Source organism: Stenotrophomonas sp. P2112 (genome assembly GCF_041897515.1).
GTDB classification, from domain to species: Bacteria; Pseudomonadota; Gammaproteobacteria; order Xanthomonadales; family Xanthomonadaceae; genus Stenotrophomonas; species Stenotrophomonas sepilia.
The window spans coordinates 2,189,738-2,207,453 of sequence record NZ_CP169216.1; the positions used below are offsets into that span (position 1 = coordinate 2,189,738).

At 66.3% G+C, this 17,716-nt stretch carries 22 protein-coding genes; 8 read left to right on the forward strand and 14 right to left on the reverse strand.

Features of this window, described 5'->3' with window-relative positions; all coding sequences use genetic code 11:
• The first annotated feature begins 15 nt into the window (after positions 1–15).
• A complete protein-coding gene (locus tag ACEPA4_RS10170) occupies positions 16–771 on the forward strand; it encodes a hypothetical protein (protein WP_262090606.1) in 756 nt (251 codons plus the stop codon).
• Between the two features lie 61 nt (positions 772–832).
• On the opposite strand, the gene ACEPA4_RS10175 is transcribed toward ACEPA4_RS10170, so the two are convergent.
• Entirely contained in the window at positions 833–1,357 is a 525-nt protein-coding gene (locus ACEPA4_RS10175) for a transporter (protein ID WP_262090607.1), read from the reverse strand.
• A gap of 592 nt (positions 1,358–1,949) precedes the next feature.
• On the opposite strand from ACEPA4_RS10175, the gene ACEPA4_RS10180 reads away from it, so the two are divergent.
• Both ACEPA4_RS10180 and ACEPA4_RS10185 read left to right on the forward strand, forming a co-directional pair.
• Positions 1,950–2,306 carry a hypothetical protein gene (locus tag ACEPA4_RS10180; RefSeq protein ID WP_329888891.1) on the forward strand — a complete coding sequence of 119 codons (357 nt, stop codon included), beginning with the start codon at positions 1,950–1,952 and terminating at the stop codon, positions 2,304–2,306.
• Complete coding sequence (locus ACEPA4_RS10185) at positions 2,307–2,777, forward strand: hypothetical protein (RefSeq protein WP_329888890.1); 471 nt, start codon at positions 2,307–2,309, stop codon at positions 2,775–2,777.
• Positions 2,778–2,881: 104 nt separating this feature from the next.
• On the opposite strand, the gene ACEPA4_RS10190 is transcribed toward ACEPA4_RS10185, so the two are convergent.
• The 9 genes from ACEPA4_RS10190 to ACEPA4_RS10230 form a co-directional block, all read right to left on the reverse strand.
• Entirely contained in the window at positions 2,882–3,508 is a 627-nt protein-coding gene (locus ACEPA4_RS10190; RefSeq protein ID WP_329888889.1) for a nucleotidyltransferase family protein, read from the reverse strand.
• Positions 3,484–4,545: an XdhC family protein gene (locus tag ACEPA4_RS10195; RefSeq protein WP_329888888.1), complete on the reverse strand. Its 1,062-nt coding sequence runs from the start codon at positions 4,543–4,545 to the stop codon at positions 3,484–3,486. Before ACEPA4_RS10195 ends, ACEPA4_RS10190 begins: the two co-directional genes overlap by 25 nt.
• Positions 4,546–4,553: 8 nt before the next feature.
• A complete protein-coding gene (gene paoC / locus ACEPA4_RS10200; RefSeq protein ID WP_374082838.1) occupies positions 4,554–6,758 on the reverse strand; it encodes an aldehyde oxidoreductase molybdenum-binding subunit PaoC in 2,205 nt (734 codons plus the stop codon).
• Positions 6,758–7,708, reverse strand: a complete 951-nt coding sequence (locus ACEPA4_RS10205; RefSeq protein ID WP_374082839.1) for a xanthine dehydrogenase family protein subunit M — start codon at positions 7,706–7,708, stop codon at positions 6,758–6,760. The genes paoC and ACEPA4_RS10205 overlap by 1 nt, the downstream gene beginning before the upstream one ends.
• Positions 7,705–8,352 (reverse strand): aldehyde dehydrogenase iron-sulfur subunit PaoA, encoded by a 648-nt coding sequence (gene paoA, locus ACEPA4_RS10210; protein ID WP_188238594.1) that lies wholly within the window; start codon positions 8,350–8,352, stop codon positions 7,705–7,707. Before paoA ends, ACEPA4_RS10205 begins: the two co-directional genes overlap by 4 nt.
• Positions 8,353–8,661: 309 nt before the next feature.
• Positions 8,662–9,177, reverse strand: a complete 516-nt coding sequence (locus ACEPA4_RS10215) for an Ohr family peroxiredoxin (RefSeq protein ID WP_065186733.1) — start codon at positions 9,175–9,177, stop codon at positions 8,662–8,664.
• Between the two features lie 47 nt (positions 9,178–9,224).
• Positions 9,225–9,992, reverse strand: a complete 768-nt coding sequence (locus tag ACEPA4_RS10220; RefSeq protein ID WP_005416551.1) for an SDR family oxidoreductase — start codon at positions 9,990–9,992, stop codon at positions 9,225–9,227.
• 126 nt (positions 9,993–10,118) lie between these two features.
• On the reverse strand, positions 10,119–11,150 hold the full coding sequence (locus ACEPA4_RS10225; protein WP_065186735.1) for a LysR family transcriptional regulator: 1,032 nt from the start codon (positions 11,148–11,150) through the stop codon (positions 10,119–10,121).
• Positions 11,147–11,455, reverse strand: a complete 309-nt coding sequence (locus ACEPA4_RS10230; RefSeq protein WP_065186736.1) for a sigma factor-like helix-turn-helix DNA-binding protein — start codon at positions 11,453–11,455, stop codon at positions 11,147–11,149. The genes ACEPA4_RS10225 and ACEPA4_RS10230 overlap by 4 nt, the downstream gene beginning before the upstream one ends.
• An 89-nt stretch (positions 11,456–11,544) precedes the next feature.
• Here ACEPA4_RS10230 and ACEPA4_RS10235 point away from each other — a divergent pair, with 89 nt between their 5' ends.
• The 3 genes from ACEPA4_RS10235 to ACEPA4_RS10245 all read left to right on the forward strand — a co-directional run bounded on the left by ACEPA4_RS10235 (position 11,545) and on the right by ACEPA4_RS10245 (position 13,441).
• Positions 11,545–12,024, forward strand: a complete 480-nt coding sequence (locus ACEPA4_RS10235; protein WP_065196282.1) for a carboxymuconolactone decarboxylase family protein — start codon at positions 11,545–11,547, stop codon at positions 12,022–12,024.
• A 55-nt stretch (positions 12,025–12,079) separates the two neighbouring features.
• Positions 12,080–12,484 (forward strand): cupin domain-containing protein, encoded by a 405-nt coding sequence (locus ACEPA4_RS10240; RefSeq protein WP_065186737.1) that lies wholly within the window; start codon positions 12,080–12,082, stop codon positions 12,482–12,484.
• A gap of 75 nt (positions 12,485–12,559) precedes the next feature.
• Positions 12,560–13,441 carry an RNA polymerase sigma-70 factor gene (locus ACEPA4_RS10245; protein ID WP_065186738.1) on the forward strand — a complete coding sequence of 294 codons (882 nt, stop codon included), beginning with the start codon at positions 12,560–12,562 and terminating at the stop codon, positions 13,439–13,441.
• A gap of 112 nt (positions 13,442–13,553) precedes the next feature.
• Here the strand turns inward: ACEPA4_RS10245 and ACEPA4_RS10250 are convergent, their stop codons facing one another.
• On the reverse strand, positions 13,554–14,474 hold the full coding sequence (locus tag ACEPA4_RS10250) for an MBL fold metallo-hydrolase (RefSeq protein WP_065186739.1): 921 nt from the start codon (positions 14,472–14,474) through the stop codon (positions 13,554–13,556).
• A 481-nt stretch (positions 14,475–14,955) separates the two neighbouring features.
• Between ACEPA4_RS10250 and ACEPA4_RS10255 the strand changes: the two genes are divergently transcribed.
• Both ACEPA4_RS10255 and ACEPA4_RS10260 read left to right on the forward strand, forming a co-directional pair.
• Positions 14,956–15,909, forward strand: coding sequence for an alpha/beta fold hydrolase (locus ACEPA4_RS10255; RefSeq protein ID WP_065186740.1), 954 nt, complete (start codon positions 14,956–14,958; stop codon positions 15,907–15,909).
• A gap of 237 nt (positions 15,910–16,146) precedes the next feature.
• On the forward strand, positions 16,147–16,458 hold the full coding sequence (locus ACEPA4_RS10260; RefSeq protein ID WP_065186741.1) for a hypothetical protein: 312 nt from the start codon (positions 16,147–16,149) through the stop codon (positions 16,456–16,458).
• Positions 16,459–16,501: 43 nt separating this feature from the next.
• Here the strand turns inward: ACEPA4_RS10260 and ACEPA4_RS10265 are convergent, their stop codons facing one another.
• The 3 genes from ACEPA4_RS10265 to ACEPA4_RS10275 all read right to left on the reverse strand — a co-directional run bounded on the left by ACEPA4_RS10265 (position 16,502) and on the right by ACEPA4_RS10275 (position 17,608).
• Complete coding sequence (locus ACEPA4_RS10265) at positions 16,502–16,801, reverse strand: hypothetical protein (protein ID WP_188238593.1); 300 nt, start codon at positions 16,799–16,801, stop codon at positions 16,502–16,504.
• Positions 16,802–17,064: 263 nt separating this feature from the next.
• Complete coding sequence (locus tag ACEPA4_RS10270; RefSeq protein WP_005416562.1) at positions 17,065–17,334, reverse strand: hypothetical protein; 270 nt, start codon at positions 17,332–17,334, stop codon at positions 17,065–17,067.
• A gap of 58 nt (positions 17,335–17,392) precedes the next feature.
• Entirely contained in the window at positions 17,393–17,608 is a 216-nt protein-coding gene (locus ACEPA4_RS10275; protein ID WP_139727110.1) for a hypothetical protein, read from the reverse strand.
• Positions 17,609–17,716: the final 108 nt, after the last annotated feature.

Consider the following 17,716-nt stretch of genomic DNA (forward strand, 5'->3'; position numbering starts at 1 on the left):
GACGAGGCGGCACACATGCCCTATATCGGAATCGGACTCCACGTACTGGCCGCCATCTACTTCGCGGTGCACGCCATCCGCTCGGGCCAGAGCCTCTACTGGCTCATCCTGCTCTTCTCGTTCCCGCTGCTCGGCAGCGTCGTCTACTTCCTGGCGATCTACTTCCCTGAAGTCCGCCACTCGCGCGGCGCCCGGCAGGTCGTCCGTTCCGCCAAGCAGCTCATGGACCCGGGCCAGGACCTTCGCAACGCCCGTGCCGAACTGGCGCGCACGCCCACCGTGCAGAATCGGGTTCGGCTGGGCATGACGCTGCTGGATGCCGGCCAGGCCGAGGAAGCCAGAACCCTGCTGGAGCAGGCAGCCAGCTCGCCGCTGGGCGACGACCCCTACATCCTGACCGGCCTTGCCCGTGCCCGCCTCGAGTCCGGGTACGCTGCGCTTGCGGTGGAGACGCTGGACGGCCTGTTCGCCCGCCATCCGGACGTGCGCCGCAAGCCGGAACAGACCCTGCTGTACGCGCGGGCACTGGCAGCTACCCAGGCGCCCGGCACTCGCGCCGCGTTCGAGCGCGCCGTGGAATGCGGGAACGACGCGGCCGCCCGCTGCCTCTACGCCGAATGGCTGATGGCGCAGCCGCAACCCGACGATCGCGAGCAAGCCCGCAGCCTGTTCGCCAGCATCATCGACGATGCCCAGCACTGGTCGCGCCACGCGCGCAGCCACAATGCCGCATGGCTGGAGCGAACCAAGGCGGCGTTGAAGGGCCACTGACGACCCGGCAGCAGGTGGCGGGCTCGAACACCTGCACTTCCAGGAAACTATCGCAGCGGGCCTAGCGCGAGCCCGGCCTGGGGAAGAGCAGCTTGGGGGTTCCGATAAACAGCAGCCATGCACCCAGGGCCGCTCCGTAGGCGAGCACAGTTCCCACAAGGAATGTGCCGAATAGGCTGCCGGTGAACAGCTGATACAGCCCTTTGCCGCGACCTGCAGCGCTGCCTCCAACAGTCAGCACGATGACCGGCAGCATGATCATTCCGCTGCAGAGGATCAGGGAGAACGCGCCCAGCAACCAGCGCTTGAGTGGCGGGTTCCATGGCATGGGATAGCCTGCGAGCAGTCGCCTCATCCAAAGAAACAGTACTGGAAAGGCGATCAGGTACATCAATGCCACATACAACCAGGTTCGAGCATCAGCGCTGCCCGCCTCGAAGATGGCTCGCGGGTATACCCCTGTGCGATAGAGCGTTTCTGCGCTTGCCGCCAGCGCCGCGCTAATGATCATCGCAGGCTTGAACAGGCGCGACACCTTGCCCCATTGCGCGTTGCGTAGTTGCTGCCCGTCAGTCACGCCAGACATGAAAACCTTTTTGGGCGGATGCGTCCATGAGGTACCAAGGGGCATTGTGCAGATGATTCGCCCCGCCACATGGTGACATGCAGCGCCTTACTTCGCAGATTTCACGTATTAACGTGACGCGTCACACGCAATCGGAAGCGCATTGCTGGACAGGCATGTCGCATTCGCCTTGCTCACAGCCTCGCCGGGCGGATGCCGACACTCGCTAGGCTTGCACCACCGACATCGCCGATAGCGTTGTAGCGCAAGGCTCCAGCTTGGTTGCGTCGTATGCAACGATTCTGAAAATGTTGAAAGTAGTGACGTCATCAGCCCTACTGCATTGGCATCGCACGCAACCGGGCGTATTCCTTTTCGCGCCGCCAATACATCGGTGGTCGGGGCTCGAAATCCCGGTAACGCGACTGTAGTTTGCGCTTGCCAGTCGGCACCACGCTTTGTGGTGCCGGCTGGCAATCCGTCGGCCGGCTCTGGCGGGCGGTGCGTGGGGGCCTCGTGCCCACCGGGCCTAGTCGCGTACCGGATTTCGAGCCACGCATCGTCCGCCACCTTTATCGGTGGCGGCTTCTGCATGCACGCAAGGAGCCCTGCCATGAGCCAGCCCCACTCCCCTGCCCCGCACCCCATTCACGACGCGCCTGCCAACGGCCCGGCGCTGGACCCGAACACCCTCATCGCCCTGCTGCACAGCATCGGCGCCGGTGCCGCCTCCGATGGCCAGCCGTGGCCTGAACGCCATCAGATGCCCGGTCGACGCATCGCCCTGGCGGATACCGACTGCTCCTTGGCCGGCCTTCGCGTGGTGCTGGAGATCCTGCTGGCCGCGCAGCGCGCCCGCGAGAACGGCGAGCTGGAGCAGTACGTTGGCCCGCGCGTGATGGAGGGGCTAATCATGGCCGGAATCGGCCTTACCGCACACGCCAGTACCCGACTGCATCCGGAGGGCTGAGTGGCCTGGTGGCGCTGGGCGGCCACCGCGCTCTGTCTTGTGGTGGTGGTTGCGGCACAGACGCAGTGGCTGGCACCGCCCAAGCCCTCGCCTATCGGTTTCCACGGCATCCCCGGCGATCGCTTTCTGCAGTTGCGCCGCCAAGCCATGCAGTTCGTGGAGACTCGGCCACGACAGGGCTTCCAGTTCGTTGAGCGGCATCGAGATGCCGAGTTCCAGGTTCATTGCCGAGGCATACCCGTGCTGTGGCTGGAGAGGCGCTCGCACCATCTGCTGTTGCAAGCCTCACTGGACGCGAAGCAGCGGGCGCCTGCCGTTATGCGGTTGCGGGCGCTCCTCCAATGGCAGTTGGAGCCGTTGGATTACCTGGAGCAGGTACTGGCTGGCGTGCCGGAACCTGTTCTGTTGGATCGGGTGCTGCAGATTCTTGCTGGTGATGTGCCTGATGGGGCGCGATGTGGCGTGCCGTAGTCGAGCGTGGCTTCACTCTACAGGGCTGCGGGCAGCGAGGGTTCGGGCTGCGGCCCTGCCGCTCGTCACCTGCGCGACAGGCATTGGCCCAGTGATCATGCGAGTCACCTCCCTGCATCGATCCAGCCCGCATCGCGCACACGCGCAAGATCTTCTGGCGTATCGATATCCAGGCCCAGTTCCGGTGCCTGCAGGACATGCACCGTATCGACGGGAAGTTGCCGCAGGCGCGCTCCAAAGCCGCGGTCACCGGTTGCACCCGCAGCGTTGAACCATGCACGCGGCACTACTGCAGGAATGCCAAGCGCGTCTCCATGACGGGTAGCCGCGCACCCTGACGCCGAGGCGCGGGCACCGAAAAGCAGCGCCTGCAGATGGGAGCGCTCGATTGCGGGCTGGTCGCATGCCACGACCATCACCGCGGTCACCGTGGGCAGCAGCTGTGCGCCGGCAACCTGCAGACTGCTCGCCAGGCCGCGTTCCCAGTGGTGGTTGGTTACCGAAGTGGCCTCCAGCCCGGCAATGCTGGATGTCACGGCCTGTGCGTTCGCGCCGACCACGACCAGCACCTGCGCTGGCGCGACCTCGCGCGCCAACCGCACCACGCGATGTACCAGGGTTTCGCCCTGACGGGTGAGAAGCTGCTTGGGCTGGCCGAGCCGGGTGCTCCCGCCGGCAGCCAGCACGACGACCGCATGCGCGCCAGTCACCTGCCGTGCGCGCTTCGCCATTGCTGCAGCTGCGCGGCGATGCTGAGCGAAATCGCCTCTGGCCCTCGGCCGCCGATGTCCAAGCCGACAGGTGATCGAAGTCTCGGGGAAAGGCGGTGGCGCTGATCCGGTGTCAGCAACTTGAACAGGTCCTCGCGCCTTCGCCGCGGACCCAGCAGTCCAATGAACATAACTTTGGTATCAGCCAGGGCCACCAGCGCCTCCCGGTCCAGTTCGAAATCGTGATGCATCACCAGTACCGCGTCGCACCGGTCGCCATGAAGGGCCTCGGCCGGGCTGGTCTGAAGATGCGTATCTGCGCACTGCCCGGCTGAGGCCCAGCGCGCTCGCCGTTCGGCCACGCTGACCCGCCACCCCAGGCCCCGCAGCAACGGAACCAGGGAGGGCGTTTCGGGACCGCCCCCCAACACCAGGGCCCGCGGAAGCCGGGGCAACGGCAAATGCCATGCGCCCTCGCCAAAGGGCTGCGTACCCTCCATCGGATGCAGCTGCCACGCCTGCTCGCGATGGCCGGCGCGGAAAACGACCTGCCCCGACGTGCGAAGGTCGCGCTGGAGTGACACACCCTCGCGGAACCAAGCCTCAATGACGTCGTCGATGCCGGCCATGGCACGCAATGGCAGGAGCGCAATCCGCAGCCGGCCGCGGCACCCGAGCGCAGACCCACTCAACAGGTCGTCGTCACTGCGGGTGTCGATCTCGATCCAGTCGACCCGGCCTGCAGCGCTCACCTGCTCCGCGCGTCGCGCGAGCTCGGGCTCCAGGCATCCGCCGCTCAGCCAGCCGACCTGGCTGCCGTTGCAGAACAGCACCATGTCGCCGGCACCGGCGTAAGTGGAGCCATCGGTTTCCAGCACCAGCGCGAGCACGGCGTGCTGCCGTGCGCGCAGGTGCGTCACTGCCGCCTCGAGTACGCCGCGCGGGTTGCCTTCGGTGAGGAAGCCCGGCGCTGCGGACAGGTGCTCGGCAAGATCGCCGGGCTCCCCTCCGCCCGCGGCGGAGGCCTCCAGAGTGGTCGAGGCTGCGGGACGGTCCACGCGCAACGTTAGCTCACGTCGGGCAAGCCGGGCAGCAGCTTGTCCAGGGTGATGGGATAGTTGCGCACGCGCACGCCGGTTGCGTTGTAGACCGCATTGGCGATCGCGGCGCCGACCCCGCAGATGCCCAGTTCACCCACACCCTTGGCCTTCATCGGCGAGATCACCGGATCCAGCGTGTCGAGGAAGACCACTTCCTGGTACGGGATGTCGGCGTGCACGGGAACCTCGTAGCCGGCCAGGTCATGGTTGATGAACAAGCCCAGCCGTTTGTCGACCACCAGCTCCTCCATCAGGGTCGCGCCCGCACCCATCACCATCCCGCCGATGACCTGGCTGCGTGCGGAGAGCGGATTGAGGATCCGGCCGCCATCGCATACGGCAAGCATGCGGCGGATGCGCGTCTCTCCCGTGTAGGCATGCACGGCAACCTCGCAGAAGTGCCCTGCATAGGTGCCGACGTCGTAGCCTTGCTTGAAGTTGCCGAAGGCAATGCCGTCCTCCGCCGACAGTGTCCCCGCCTCCGCCAGCTTGATGGTCCGCCCACCCGCCTGGATGCGGCCGTTGGCGAAGTCTGCGGTGTCGCCGTCGAAGCCCAGTTTCTCGCCCACCTTGCGGCGCAGGCTGACGCACGCCGCGTACACGCCTGCGGTGGAGCTTGCCGCGCCCCACTGGCCGCCGGAACCAGCGGAGGCGGGATGACGGGAGTCGCCAAGGGTCACCTGGACCCGCTCCAGCGGCACGCCCATGGTCTCGGCTGCCGTCTGCGCGATGATTGTGTAGGAGCCGGTGCCGATGTCGGTCATGTCGGTCTCGACAATCACCCCGCCCTGGCCGTCAAGCCGGACCCGCGCCGCCGACTTCATTGTCGGTGCGCCGCGATAGCCCGCAGACACGCCCATGCCGATCAGCCAGTCCCCTTCCCTGACCTGCGCCGGCCTGGGGTTGCGCTTGTTCCAGTTGAAGCGCTCCGCGCCTTCGCGCAGGCAGCGCACCAGGTTGCGGTCGGAGAACTTCTTGGACGGATCGCCTGGTACCACCTCGGGCTCGTTGAGGATGCGGAACGCGATCGGGTCGAGGCCCAGCTTCTCGGCCATTTCGTCCATCGCCACTTCCAGCGCCATGTGGCCCGGTGCTTCGCCCGGTGCGCGCATCGCATTGCCTTCGGGCATGTCGAGCGTGGCGATGTAATTGGCCACCAGGCGGTTGGCGCCTGCATAGAGCTTGGGCGTCTGCAGGGTGCCGTTCTCGCCGTCCTCGCCGTTGATGTTGCCCGACCAGTTCTCATGGGCGATGGCGGAGATCCGGCCATCCTTTCCGCAGCCGATCCGCACGCGCTGGAGGGTGGCGTGCCGGTGCGTGGTGTTGTTGGGCATCAACGGGCGTTGCAGCGCGATCTTCACCGGTCGCCCGACCTGCTTGGCCGCCAGCGCGGCCAGCACCGCGTCGGCACGGATGAACAGCTTGCCGCCGAAGCCGCCGCCGATATAGGGCGAGTCCACGCGCACCTTGGCAGGATCGATGCCGAGGATCGCCGCCATGCCCTGCCTGGCCCAGTCGATCATCTGGTTCGCCGTCCACAGCGTGAGCGTGTCACCCTCCCAGGCGGCGATGGTGGCGTGCGGCTCCATCATCGAATGACTTTCGTCGGAGGTGTGGTAAGTCTCGTCGAGCTTGACCGCGGCGCTCGCGTAGGCAGTGTCGAAATCGCCCAGCGCCTGCCGATCGGGCTTGCCGTCACGCCCCTTTGCCAGCGGCGCGGACGGTGCCAGTGCGGGAAAATCGAAGCGGCCCTTGCTGCGCTCGTAGCGGGTACGGATCAACGCCGCGGCGGCGCGGGCCTGCTCGAAGGTCTCTGCCACCACGCAGGCGATGGCCTGGTGGTAGTGGGCCACCTCGGCTCCGCCGAACAACGGTGCATTGTTCCAGTTCGATTTGCCGACCGGCTTGGTTTCCGGTGCGGTGATGACCGCCAGTACGCCGGGCGCGGCGCGTGCGCGGGAGGCATCCATCGAAATGATGCGCCCCTTGCCGATGCCCGCACCGACAATGTAGCCGTAGGCCTGGTTCGGCGCCACGTCATAGCGCTCGTAGGCATAGGGGGCGGTACCGGTGGTCTTGCGTGGACCGTCGATGCGCGGCGTCGACTTGCCGACGACCTTGGCCTTGTCGAACAGGTTGTCGCCGGCGGGGGCGTTGAATTCAAGGGGCATCAGCGCTCTCCTTCCACCAGCACGGCTGCGAGAGTGCGCTCGGCGAGCGCGATCTTGAACGCGTTCTCCGGCGTCGGACGGGCACCGGCGAACACCTGCCGGGTCGCGGCCTTTACGCCATCGCGCAGCAGCGGTTCGGCTGCCTCGACGCGCCACGGTTTCGGCGCGACCCCACCGAAGGCGAACCGCGCCGAGCCGTCACGCCGCACGACCGCGGCGACCGACACCAGTGCGAACGCATAGGACGCGCGGTCACGTACCTTGTGGTACACGTGCCGACCGCCCAGGGGTTGTGGCAGCGTGACGTGGGTGATCAGCTCACCGCGCTGCAGCACGTTGTCCTGCTGCGGCTTGTCGCCGGGGGAACGATGGAAATCGGCAATTGGGATGCTGCGCGTACTGCCGTCACCCCTGACGGTCTGGATCGAGGCGTCCAGCACCCGCAGGGCCACCGCCATGTCGCCCGGATAGGTCGCGATGCAGCTGTCCGAGGTGCCGATCACGCCCATCTGCCGGGAGAACCCCTCGAGTGCGCCGCAGCCGGATCCGGGCAGGCGCTTGTTGCAGGGCAGATTGGGATCGTAGAAATACGGGCAACGCGTGCGCTGCAGCAGGTTGCCGCCGGTGGTGGCTTTGTTGCGCAACTGCCCGGAGGCACCTGCCACGATCGCGCGGGTCAGCACCGCGTAGTCGCGGCGCACGCGTTCATGCGACGCCAGTGCGGTATTGGTGACCAGCGTGCCGATGCGCAGGCCGCCTTCGTCGGTGGGTTCGATCCTGTCCAGGCCGATGTCCTGCACATCGACCAGGTGCGCTGGCGTCTCGACCTCCAGCTTCATCAGGTCGAGCAGATTGGTCCCTCCGGCCAGGAACTTCGCGCCCTCGGTACCGGCGACGGCCCTGGCGGCCTCGGCCGGGGATTTGGCGCGTTCGTAACTGAAGGCCCTCATGAGCGCCTCCCTGCAGAGGTGACGCCAGCGACCTCTGCCATCGCCTCGGCAATATTGGAATAGGCGCCGCAGCGGCAGAGGTTGCCGCTCATGCGTTCGCGCATTTCCATGTTGGTGGCCCGGGGCCGTGCGCTGACATCCGCCTGCACATGGCTGGGGACACCCCGCTTGATCTCGTCCAGTACCGCCACCGCCGAACAGATCTGCCCCGGCGTGCAATACCCGCACTGGTAGCCATCATGCTTGATGAAGGCGGCCTGCATCGGATGCAGGTCATCGGGAGTTCCGAGGCCTTCGATGGTGGTGATGGCATCGCCCTGGTGCTGCACCGCCAGGCTGAGGCAGGCATTGATGCGCTCACCGTTGACCAGCACGGTACAGGCACCGCATTGACCGTGATCGCAGCCCTTCTTGGTCCCGGTCAGCTTCAGATGTTCGCGCAGGGCATCGAGCAGCGTGGTCCGGGTGTCGAGTTCAAGCTCCCGCCGCTTGCCGTTGACGGTGAAGGCCACCGTGCTGATGACCGGCGGCCTGGGCGGCGGGGGCGCGGCCAGTTCGGCGGCGAGCGATGATGCCCCCGGTGCGGCGGACATTGCCACGGTCGTGACGCCGCCGGCGATCACCTGGCGACGCGTCAACTTCATTCCTTCATCACAACTTGGCACAGTGACCTCCTGGCGTTCGGGGAAACCCCGTGGCTGGATGGACGCGCTCACACTACCGAAGGGCCACTATGCCCATCTGCGGGGTACAGATCTGTGAAGTCGGCGAAATGTACGACCCTACCGAGGCAGGCAACCAGCCTGAGTGCCAGAAGAACATGTTGTAGCAAGTCCGAAGAAATCGACTGCATCCAGCCCTTTCAAAGACACCCGGACTCATTCCCAGCCTGCAGGCCAACTACGGCGGGCTTGTCTGAGTTGCCACTTCCCATGGTCGAGCATGGCTCGACTCTACAGAGGCGAAGCCTGCGGGCCGACCCGCACATGCACCGCATGGCTGACGCCACGATGGAACATCTTGGCGTATGGGCAGACGCGTTCGGTGTTGCGAACGAGTTCGCAGGCCAGGTTCTCATCCATGCCGGGAAGATGTACCACGATCTCGGCCGACAGCAGGTACAGCCCATCTGCTGGATCACGGGCGAAGGTGACCGCCACTTCGATGCTGGGGTTGTGCAGCAGCAGGCCGGCGCGCGCGGCCACCAGCACCATGGCGCCGTGGAAGCAGCCGGCATAGCCCGCAGCCAGCAGCTGCTCGGGATTGGCGCCGCCGCCAGGCCCGCCGAGCTCCGGCGGCAGGCGCAGGTCCACCGCCAGTGCACCGTCGTCCGATCGCACGACGCCGGACGCCCGCCCATGCTGGGCCTGGCCTCCGCTCACCCGCACGCGGCCGGTGTACAGCGGCTTCACGTCGTCGCCCTGGTAGCGGTCCAGCATGGCAGGCGAAGGCGGCTTCAGCTCGGTCATTGCACGGCTCCATCAAACGCAGCTGCGGCAGGCGATCGATTCGCCGCTCAGGCAGGCTGCCGCTGCAACAGACCGGACTGCTGCAGCCAGGCTTCGAAATCGACCTGCCCCAGCCACGCGTGGCCCGCGGGCACCAGCGTCTCGGTCTGCAGCGGCGCGCCGAAGTACAGTGCATCGGCGTCCGCCACCACCTGCCGGGAATCACCCGTCAGTTGCAGATAGCGCCTGGCCAGATCCGCCATCGCGCTGCGCTGCGGCCCGGCGATCTCCAGCACTCCATTGGCTGGCGCCTGCTGCGCGATGCGTGCCACCGCTTCGGCAACATCCTCGGCGGCAATCGGCTGCACGTCGGCGGCCGGCAGCCGCACGGCCGTCCCGTCGCCGGCGGACTGGATGATGCCCGGCAGGAACTCGAAGAACTGCGTGGAATGGATGATGGTGTACGGCAGGCCCGAGTCGCGGATCAGCCGCTCCTGGGCGATCTTGCCGCGGAAGTAGCCACTGGCGGCAAGCTTGTCGGTGCCCACAACAGAAAGCGCGACATGGTGGCGCACGCCGGCACGGGTGGCGGCCGCAAGTATGTTGTGGCCGGCGGTCACGAAGAACGAAAGCACTGCTGCGTCTTCGAACGAGGGCGAGTTGGCCAGGTCCACCACCACGTCGACGCCGTCCATGGCGGCATCCAGGCCCTCGCCGGTCAGTACATCCACCCCGGTGGAGGGCGCTGCCACCACGACCGCATGCCCGGCGACACGCAGGCGCTCCACCACCTTGCTGCCGATGCGGCCGGTACCACCGATGACGAGGAACTTCATTGCGTGTCTCCTGGTATGTAGAGGGGCTGCCGGGTGTGGCCGGGCGCAGGCATCGTAGGTGGCGCGGGCGCGAGGCAGTAGGTCCGTGACCGGCCGCGCACTGTTGCCCGGCACGCACCAGTACGCTCAGGCCAAGGCAGGCTGTGCGCCTGGCTTCAGAGGGGTGGCCTGCTGGCGTGCTTCCCAGTGCGAGATCACATCCAGTTCGAGCGCGCGCACCCGCTGCGTGCTGAAGTCGATGAAGGCACGCACGCGCTTGGGCAGCTGGCGGCGGCTGAGGTAGCACAGGTAGTGGCCGCGATCGAGCGGCGCATGCCGATCCAGGCAGGTCACCACCCTGCCCGCCCACAGCGCTTCACGCACCTGATAGCTGGGCAGCTGGGCGATGCCCAGCCCGTCGATGACGGCCTGCAGGGCCAGGTCGGCATCGTTGAACACCAGTGCAGCAGGCGGCTGAAGGTGTACTTCGGCACCGTCGACACGGAATTCCCAGGGCTGCATGCGTCCGCCCGGCAGGCGCCGCCCGATGCAGGCATGCGTGGGCAGCGTGTCCACCGACGCGGGAAGGCCGTGCACCTGCGCGTACGCCGGTGATGCACATACGACCAGCTGCATCGGCACCAGCTGCTTGGCAATCACTTGGCTGTCTTCCAGTAGGCCGTCGCGAAACGCCACGTCGATGCGATCACCGGCCAGGTCGGGGGCCTGCTCGTCCAGCAGCAGCTCCACGGATACCTGCGGGTACTCGGCACGGAAGGCTGCCAGCAAGGGCGCAATCACCCGACGGCCGAAGCCGTGGCTGGCACTGATGCGCAGGTGCCCGCGCGGCGGGCCCTCGCGCAGGTCGCGCATTTCCTCCAGCGCCTGCAGGATGCAGGTCACGCCCGGGTTGCAGCCCTCCAGGAACAGCTCGCCTTCGCGGGTGAGCGTGGTCGAGCGCGTGGTGCGCAGGAACAACCGCACGCCCAGCTGGCTTTCCAGCTTCTGCACGCTGCGGCTGACGGCCGAGCGGCCGATGCCGAGGCGGTCGGCCGCGCGCGCGAAGCTGCCCTCGGACGCCACTGCAATGAAGGCCAGCACGCCGGCGTAGCTGGTGGAGAAGGACGCATTGAGCGCATCGTGGCCGTCGCTGGCCAGGCGGGGCGTTGAGGCGTTCATGGGTGGCCTGGCTCCGGGCGGGCACGTTGTGCGTGCAGGTGGCTCCGCGCCAGCTTCAACCGTTGCCTGCACGCGGCAAGATCGAGCCCCAGCAGGGGCACGATGTCCTCGAATCCGGCACCCAGCACGTCGTGCAGCAACAGTACCGCACGTGCATCGGGCGGCAGTTCGCGCAATGCGGTGAGGAAGGCCTGCCAGACCTGTTCGCTGGCAGGGCGCGATGCGGTGCGCAGGTGCGATGAGGTGTCCATGCCCGGCAGACGGCCGAGCATCGGCCGCTGTGACAGGACATTGGTGCTTTTCATGCAACAGCGTGCGGCCCGGCCCCCGCCTACCGGCATTGCGAATGCAGGCCTAGCCTCGCCGTGCCCTTCACACGCTACAGGAACACACCATGACCGCACGCCTGGATTACGCCGCGCAATCCCCCGAACTGTTCAAGAAGCTCGGCCTGTACTCGCATGCCGCCCACACCGCCTCGATCGAAGCGGCCATCATCGATCTGGTCAACATCCGTGCATCGCAGCTCAACGGCTGTGGCTTCTGCCTGGACATGCACGTGAAGGAAGCCACCCTGCGCGGCGAGCGTCCGCTGCGCCTGCATCACCTGGCGGCATGGCGTGAATCAACGCTGTTCAGCCCGCGCGAGCGCGCCTGCCTGGCCTGGACCGAAGTACTGACCCAGCTGCCGGCGCAGGGCGTGCCCGACGAGCTGTACGCACGCGTGCGCGGCCAGCTGTCCGATCAGGAAATTGTCGACCTGACCCACGCGGTGATGGCGATCAACGCCTGGAACCGCGCCAACGTTGCCTTCCGTACCACGCCCGGCACCCTGGACGCAGTCTTTGGCCTGGAGAAGGCCGGCCTGGCCTGATCCTTCCGCCGCTGCCCCATGCTGCGGCCCTGCTCTACCGCTTTGGAGACCTGCCATGCGTCGTTCTGTTCTGGCCCTGTTTGCGCTGCTGCCACTGTGCGGCGCTGCCGCCACCCCGCCCTCTGCTGCGCCCGAGCCCCTGGTGCGCGAGGTGATGACCCGCGCCCTGCCGGAGCAGCCCGGCAAGGAAGCGCTGATCCTTACCGTGGAGTATCCGCCGGGTGGCGCCGATCCTGTCCACCGCCACGATGCCCATGGCTTCGTCTATGTCCTGGAAGGGCGGATCGTGATGGGTGTGGCCGGCGGCAAGGAAGTCACCCTTGGCCCGGGCGAGGCCTTCCATGAAGGCCCGGCCGATCTGCACACCGTAGGCCGCAACGCCAGCGCCACCGAGCCGGCGAAGTTCGTGGTGTTCCTGATCAAGGACATCGGCAAGCCGGCGGTGCTGCCGCCGCACTGATCGCACGTCCGGCGCTGGCACCAACGACAGGTTCCCGGGTGTCACAATCCGGGGACCTGTCCCGTCTACGCTGGCATGGACGAATCCACTGCGCTGTTCTCACGCCTCCGCCCACGCCTGTTCGGCGTGGCCTACCGCATGCTTGGGTCTTCGCACGAAGCCGAAGACGTGGTGCAGGATGTCTGGCTGCGCTGGCATGGCACCGACCAGTCACAGATCGAGAATCCGGAAGCCTGGCTGGTGGCGACCACCACCCGTCGCGCCATTGATGGCCTGCGCCTGGCCCGGCATGCGCGCGAACACTATGTGGGCATGTGGTTGCCCGAGCCGCTGCTGACCGATGACACCGCCACGCCCGAGTACGTGCTGGAAACCGCCAGCGATCTGTCGGTCGCCTTCCTCAGTGTGCTGGAACGGTTGGCCCCGGATGCGCGTGCGGCTTTCCTGCTGCACGATGTGTTCGATCAGGATTACGCGGTGGTTGCGCGCACCCTGGACAAGACAGAGGCCGCCTGCCGGCAGATCGTGCATCGCGCGCGCCAGCAGCTCAGGCAGGAGCGCCCGCGCTACAACGTCCCGCAGGACGTGCACCAGAAACTGCTGCGCCGCTTCGCCGAGGCTGCATCCAGTGGCGATTTCCGCACGATGAAGGCGTTGATGGCCGAATCGGCCGAGCTGGTGGGTGACGGCGGCGGTATCGTCACCAGCTTCCCAGGGCCGATGGTCGGGGGCGCACGCATTGCCCAGCTGCTGTATGCCCCGCACCTGCGGCGCAGCGCGCAGTTGCGGATGGTACCGGCCATGCTCAACGGACGGCTGGGACTGCTGCGCTATTTCGATGGCGAGCTGGAGGCGGCGATGGCCTTCGAGACCGATGGCGAGCGGATCACGCAGGTTCTGGTGCAGCGCAACCCGCGCAAGCTGCAGCGGTTGGCTCGCCCTATCGCCATCCAGTAGTTCCACGCCAGCCAGGGATGGCGTCCGTTGCCGGCCGCCCTTGCGGGATTCGAGCGGGGCGCCGATGCGCCCCGTCGAAAACTTCTGCTTGCGCTGTATCCGCAGGATCCGATCAGAAGTCCCAGAACACCGGCACCCAGCGGAAAGTCTCGCCCTCCAGCGACACCCGGCCCACTGACGGGAACGGAAGATGCGTGGCCACCAGCATTTCACCGGTGCCGGCCAGTTCCTTCAGCAGAGCAATGCGAACGCGTGCGGATTCCTCCGGGTCGTGCTCGAAGCCGTTGTGCCAGTTCGGCTGGTCGAAGCCGACCGCGAACACCGCGTCACCGGCAAAGGTCAGGGCCTGCCCCGCGGACGCTACGCGCACCACGCAGTGGCCCGGGGTATGCCCACCGGTACGGCGGGCCGTCACGCCCGGCGCGATCTGCTGTTCGTCCTGGAAGGTGTGCACATAGCTGCTGTACTCGGCCCAGAAGTGCTTGGCCGTGGCGCGCAGTGCATCGGGGAAGCCCTGCGGCATGTTGGTACGGCTGAAGTCCGGCGACTTCCAGAACTCCACTTCCGCGGCTGCGACGTGGATTTTCAGGTCCGGGCGCAGCCGTTCCTTTACGCCTTCAACCAGCAGGCCGCCGACGTGGTCCATGTGCATGTGGGTAATCACCACGTCGGTGATTTCGCCCAGGTTGATGCCGGCGGCACCGAGGCGGCGGATCAGCTGGCCGGCGCGCGGCAGCTGCAGGTCCGGGTCCATGCCCAGGCCGGCATCGATGAGGATGGTGCGATCACCGCTGTGCACCACCATCACGTTCAATGCCCAGTCGAAGGCATCCTGCGGCAGGTACATCTCTTCGAACCATTCGGCACGGTCGGCGGCCGGCACGTTGTGGCCGAGCATCTGGGTGGGCAACGGCAGGACGCCATCGCTGATCACCAGCACCTCGACGTCGCCCACTTTCAGGGCGTAGCGCGAGGGCACCAGTTCATCGAGGGCGGGAGCAATGGGCGCGGCGGTGTTTTCCATACTGAACATGAGGGATCTCCACGAAGAGCCATTTGGCGGGCAGCAATGCAAGGCTGGCGCGAACGAATCCGGGCGCTTGCCCATGGCGCAGGCAGTGACATTGCCAGGGCACGGTTGCCTGGCAGGCCAGCGCTGCGGAGTTCATGGGAAGACGGGCCACTGCGCGGGCAATGGGCCCGGAACACGGCAGGTGCCGTGTGGGATCAGCCTAGGCAGCACGCCGCAGGTGCGGTAGCTCCGTGAAGGGGTACGTCATGTTGCGTTCCGGGAAGCAATGCAGAACCGGCTGCAATGTCACCATCGCAAGCGCCTCTGGCTCGTTCGGTAGTGCGCAGGTCCAGGTCGGGCAGCTTCGGATGATCATCCAGTCGACCCCACTGTGGGTCCGCGCAAGCAGGACGATCTATCAAGAAATTCGGACTTGTCATATCCCAGATGCCTGATTGCTGGCGCAAAGTACGTCTCACCACCCACCCATGAGAGTTCCCGCATGAACACCTTCGCCCGTACCCTGGCCGTTGCCACCCTCGCCCTCTCGGTCCAGGCCGGCCTGTCCGCGCAGGCCGCCGAACCGGCCACGCCGGCGGCAGTCACCAGCATCGCGCGCACCGCCAGCTACATCACCACCGCCGATGGCGTGCAGCTGTACTACAAGGACTGGGGCCCGAAGAATGGCCCGGTCGTGACCTTCAGCCACGGCTGGCCGTTGAACTCGGACAGCTGGGAATCGCAGATGATCTTCCTGGCCAACCACGGCTACCGCGTCATTGCCCATGACCGTCGCGGCCACGGCCGTTCCAGCCAGCCGTGGGATGGCAACGACATGGATCACTACGCCGATGACCTGGCCACGGTGATCAATACGCTGGACCTGCACGATGTGACCCTGGTGGGCTTCTCCACCGGTGGCGGCGAAGTGGCGCGCTACATCGGCCGGCATGGCACCGGGCGGGTGAAGAAGGCCGTGCTGATCAGCTCGGTGCCGCCGTTCATGCTGAAGACCGCCGACAACCCGAACGGCCTGCCGATCGAAGTGTTCGATGGCATCCGCAAGGCACAGATGGATAACCGCGCGCAGCTGTACAAGGACATTCCGTCGGGCCCGTTCTATGGCTTCAACCGCCCGGGCGCGAAGGTGTCGCAGGGGCTGATCGATGCGTGGTGGGCACAGGGCATGCAGGGCGGCCACAAGAACACCTACGACTCGATCGCCGCGTTCTCGGCCACCGATTTCCGCGCAGACCTGAAGAAATTCGATGTGCCCACCCTGGTCATCCACGGTGACGACGACCAGATCGTGCCGATCGATATCTCAGGCCGCCAATCGGCGAAGCTCATCAAGGGCGCAAAGCTGATTGTCTACCCGGGTGCGCCGCACGGCCTTACCGACACCCACAAGGACAAGGTCAACCAGGACCTGCTGACGTTCCTGCAGGAAAAGTGAGTGTACGGGGCTCCGTTGTGATGGCGGAGCCCTTCCTGCCCAGAGGCAGGGCCGGCACCGGACGAGCGCCGGCGTCCACGTCAGTGCACGATTGCAGCCGTGGGATTTCAGGCCAGTCATGGCGCGCGGTGTGCACCTTGATGAAGGGTTAACCTCCAACAAAGCACACTGCGCTCTCACGGCTCTTCTCCGGCGCAGAATCCTTTGCTCCCGTGTCCAGCCCCAGACGACACGGCCATGCATCCTCCCAATGCCTTCCGGATCCACGCGATCCAGCCCCTTCTTGCGCGCAATGGCGCCATCGTTCGCCTCGATCAGTTGCGATCGACCTGCAAGAGCTGCGGCTTGCGCTCATTAATGACTCAGGACGAGGGCCTCAAGACGAGTCCATTGGGCACGACGCTCACGTGCCCCGCGTGCGGTGCCACGGGGCTGATGGACGAGGTGGAGATATGGCACCACTGGCTCGAACAGTGCCGGCGGGAACGGATGCTGGCGCTCTTCGATCCCGCACCTGACGAACCTCTGGAGCCTGATGGCCCCGAATGAGAGCGACACATGGACTGTCCGGCCGGCGCCCCAGCGCCGCGCCTCAACCGTCGCCGGGGTGACGCCCTGCCAGGCTACCCATCGTGAAGGCGTAGCCCGCCTCCTCCAGCAGCGCTCTCATGCGCAGCTCCACACGCCGGGGGGAAAGCAGGCTGTTGGGCGCGTACAGGGCATAGACGTAGCCTGCGCCGTCGATGATCTCGCGGCGCACGGCGCACTCATGGGATTCGGCAGCCTCGGACCAGACGGACATCAACCTGGCGGGACTGATGGATTGGCCGTTGCGAAGACGGAAGAACAGCCAGCGCACTCCCAGGGAACGCACCGGATTCAACCTAGCCACTGCGAACCCCCGATGCGCCGGAAAAGGTCCCTCAGGACCTCTGGATCCAAGCGTGGATGCTCGTCTTTCGAAGAGCGCGGAAGGTCGATACGTGCGGCGCCGTTCACCAGTGCGGGCAGATCGGACTGAAGGTCGATCCACCACCCCGTGGGCAGCCGGAGCCCCGTGCCCGTTCTATCGTAGATGCAGATCGGAAAAGTCATGGCGTTGCTCCTGGATGACCCGAGCATACGCCTGCGCGATGTCAGGTCTGGATGCGACGCCTAGGAAGATGCCGCATCGGCGCGCTTTGCGCATTCGAATACGTGTGCTTCGTCCTGCTGGACCCTGCGGAACGACTCCAGCCAGCCGAACGCTGCGCCACGATTGTGAATCGTTTCGCCAAGCCTTCCGGTCAGGCACCGTGCGCACTCCATCCCGCCAGGACTGGGCGCATCGCAGCAACGGCATTGCGCCATCGTCGTCGTTCTCTCCGGGCGGCACTGGTACATGATCTTGGTCATCAGGCTGATCGCCTGGCTTTGCGAGGACATGCGCGCTCCCTGTCTGCTGCGCGGAAGCAGCCGCGCGGCGCGCGGCTCCTCCTGTTCCTCAGCGGCGGGTATCGCCGCCGAGACCGCCCTTCTTTTCATCCGCTGGCTTCGGGCTCTCGATATCCTTGTTGTCCTGCTGCTGTTGCTGTCCTTGCTTGCCGGGCTCCTCCCCGCCGGGTTCGCCCCCCTCGCCCCGCCCCTGCGGTGCAGGCTGCTCTGCTTCAGCGGACGCGTTGGAGCGGTCATTCCTGTTCTGTTCGGGGACGCTGTTCATTTCGATTCTCCGCCGCAGCAAGTCTGCTGCCGATTGACTGTGGGCGTGTCGCCGTTACGGGAACGTGCCGGCAAGCGCGTTGTATGAATGGTTGTGATGAACAGGCTC

Bases quoted from the DNA above. Each gene is read 5' to 3' on its own strand.
- ACEPA4_RS10170 (WP_262090606.1), top strand. From the start codon at position 16: ATGCCCTATATCGGAATCGGACTCCACGTACTGGCCGCCATCTACTTC.
- ACEPA4_RS10175 (WP_262090607.1), bottom strand. From the start codon at position 1,357: ATGTCTGGCGTGACTGACGGGCAGCAACTACGCAACGCGCAATGGGGC.
- ACEPA4_RS10180 (WP_329888891.1), top strand. From the start codon at position 1,950: ATGAGCCAGCCCCACTCCCCTGCCCCGCACCCCATTCACGACGCGCCT.
- ACEPA4_RS10190 (WP_329888889.1), bottom strand. From the start codon at position 3,508: ATGGCGAAGCGCGCACGGCAGGTGACTGGCGCGCATGCGGTCGTCGTG.
- paoC (WP_374082838.1), bottom strand. From the start codon at position 6,758: ATGCCCCTTGAATTCAACGCCCCCGCCGGCGACAACCTGTTCGACAAG.
- ACEPA4_RS10205 (WP_374082839.1), bottom strand. From the start codon at position 7,708: ATGAGGGCCTTCAGTTACGAACGCGCCAAATCCCCGGCCGAGGCCGCC.
- paoA (WP_188238594.1), bottom strand. From the start codon at position 8,352: ATGAAGTTGACGCGTCGCCAGGTGATCGCCGGCGGCGTCACGACCGTG.
- ACEPA4_RS10215 (WP_065186733.1), bottom strand. From the start codon at position 9,177: ATGACCGAGCTGAAGCCGCCTTCGCCTGCCATGCTGGACCGCTACCAG.
- ACEPA4_RS10220 (WP_005416551.1), bottom strand. From the start codon at position 9,992: ATGAAGTTCCTCGTCATCGGTGGTACCGGCCGCATCGGCAGCAAGGTG.
- ACEPA4_RS10225 (WP_065186735.1), bottom strand. From the start codon at position 11,150: ATGAACGCCTCAACGCCCCGCCTGGCCAGCGACGGCCACGATGCGCTC.
- ACEPA4_RS10230 (WP_065186736.1), bottom strand. From the start codon at position 11,455: ATGAAAAGCACCAATGTCCTGTCACAGCGGCCGATGCTCGGCCGTCTG.
- ACEPA4_RS10235 (WP_065196282.1), top strand. From the start codon at position 11,545: ATGACCGCACGCCTGGATTACGCCGCGCAATCCCCCGAACTGTTCAAG.
- ACEPA4_RS10240 (WP_065186737.1), top strand. From the start codon at position 12,080: ATGCGTCGTTCTGTTCTGGCCCTGTTTGCGCTGCTGCCACTGTGCGGC.
- ACEPA4_RS10245 (WP_065186738.1), top strand. From the start codon at position 12,560: ATGGACGAATCCACTGCGCTGTTCTCACGCCTCCGCCCACGCCTGTTC.
- ACEPA4_RS10250 (WP_065186739.1), bottom strand. From the start codon at position 14,474: ATGTTCAGTATGGAAAACACCGCCGCGCCCATTGCTCCCGCCCTCGAT.
- ACEPA4_RS10255 (WP_065186740.1), top strand. From the start codon at position 14,956: ATGAACACCTTCGCCCGTACCCTGGCCGTTGCCACCCTCGCCCTCTCG.
- ACEPA4_RS10260 (WP_065186741.1), top strand. From the start codon at position 16,147: ATGCATCCTCCCAATGCCTTCCGGATCCACGCGATCCAGCCCCTTCTT.
- ACEPA4_RS10270 (WP_005416562.1), bottom strand. From the start codon at position 17,334: ATGTCCTCGCAAAGCCAGGCGATCAGCCTGATGACCAAGATCATGTAC.
- ACEPA4_RS10275 (WP_139727110.1), bottom strand. From the start codon at position 17,608: ATGAACAGCGTCCCCGAACAGAACAGGAATGACCGCTCCAACGCGTCC.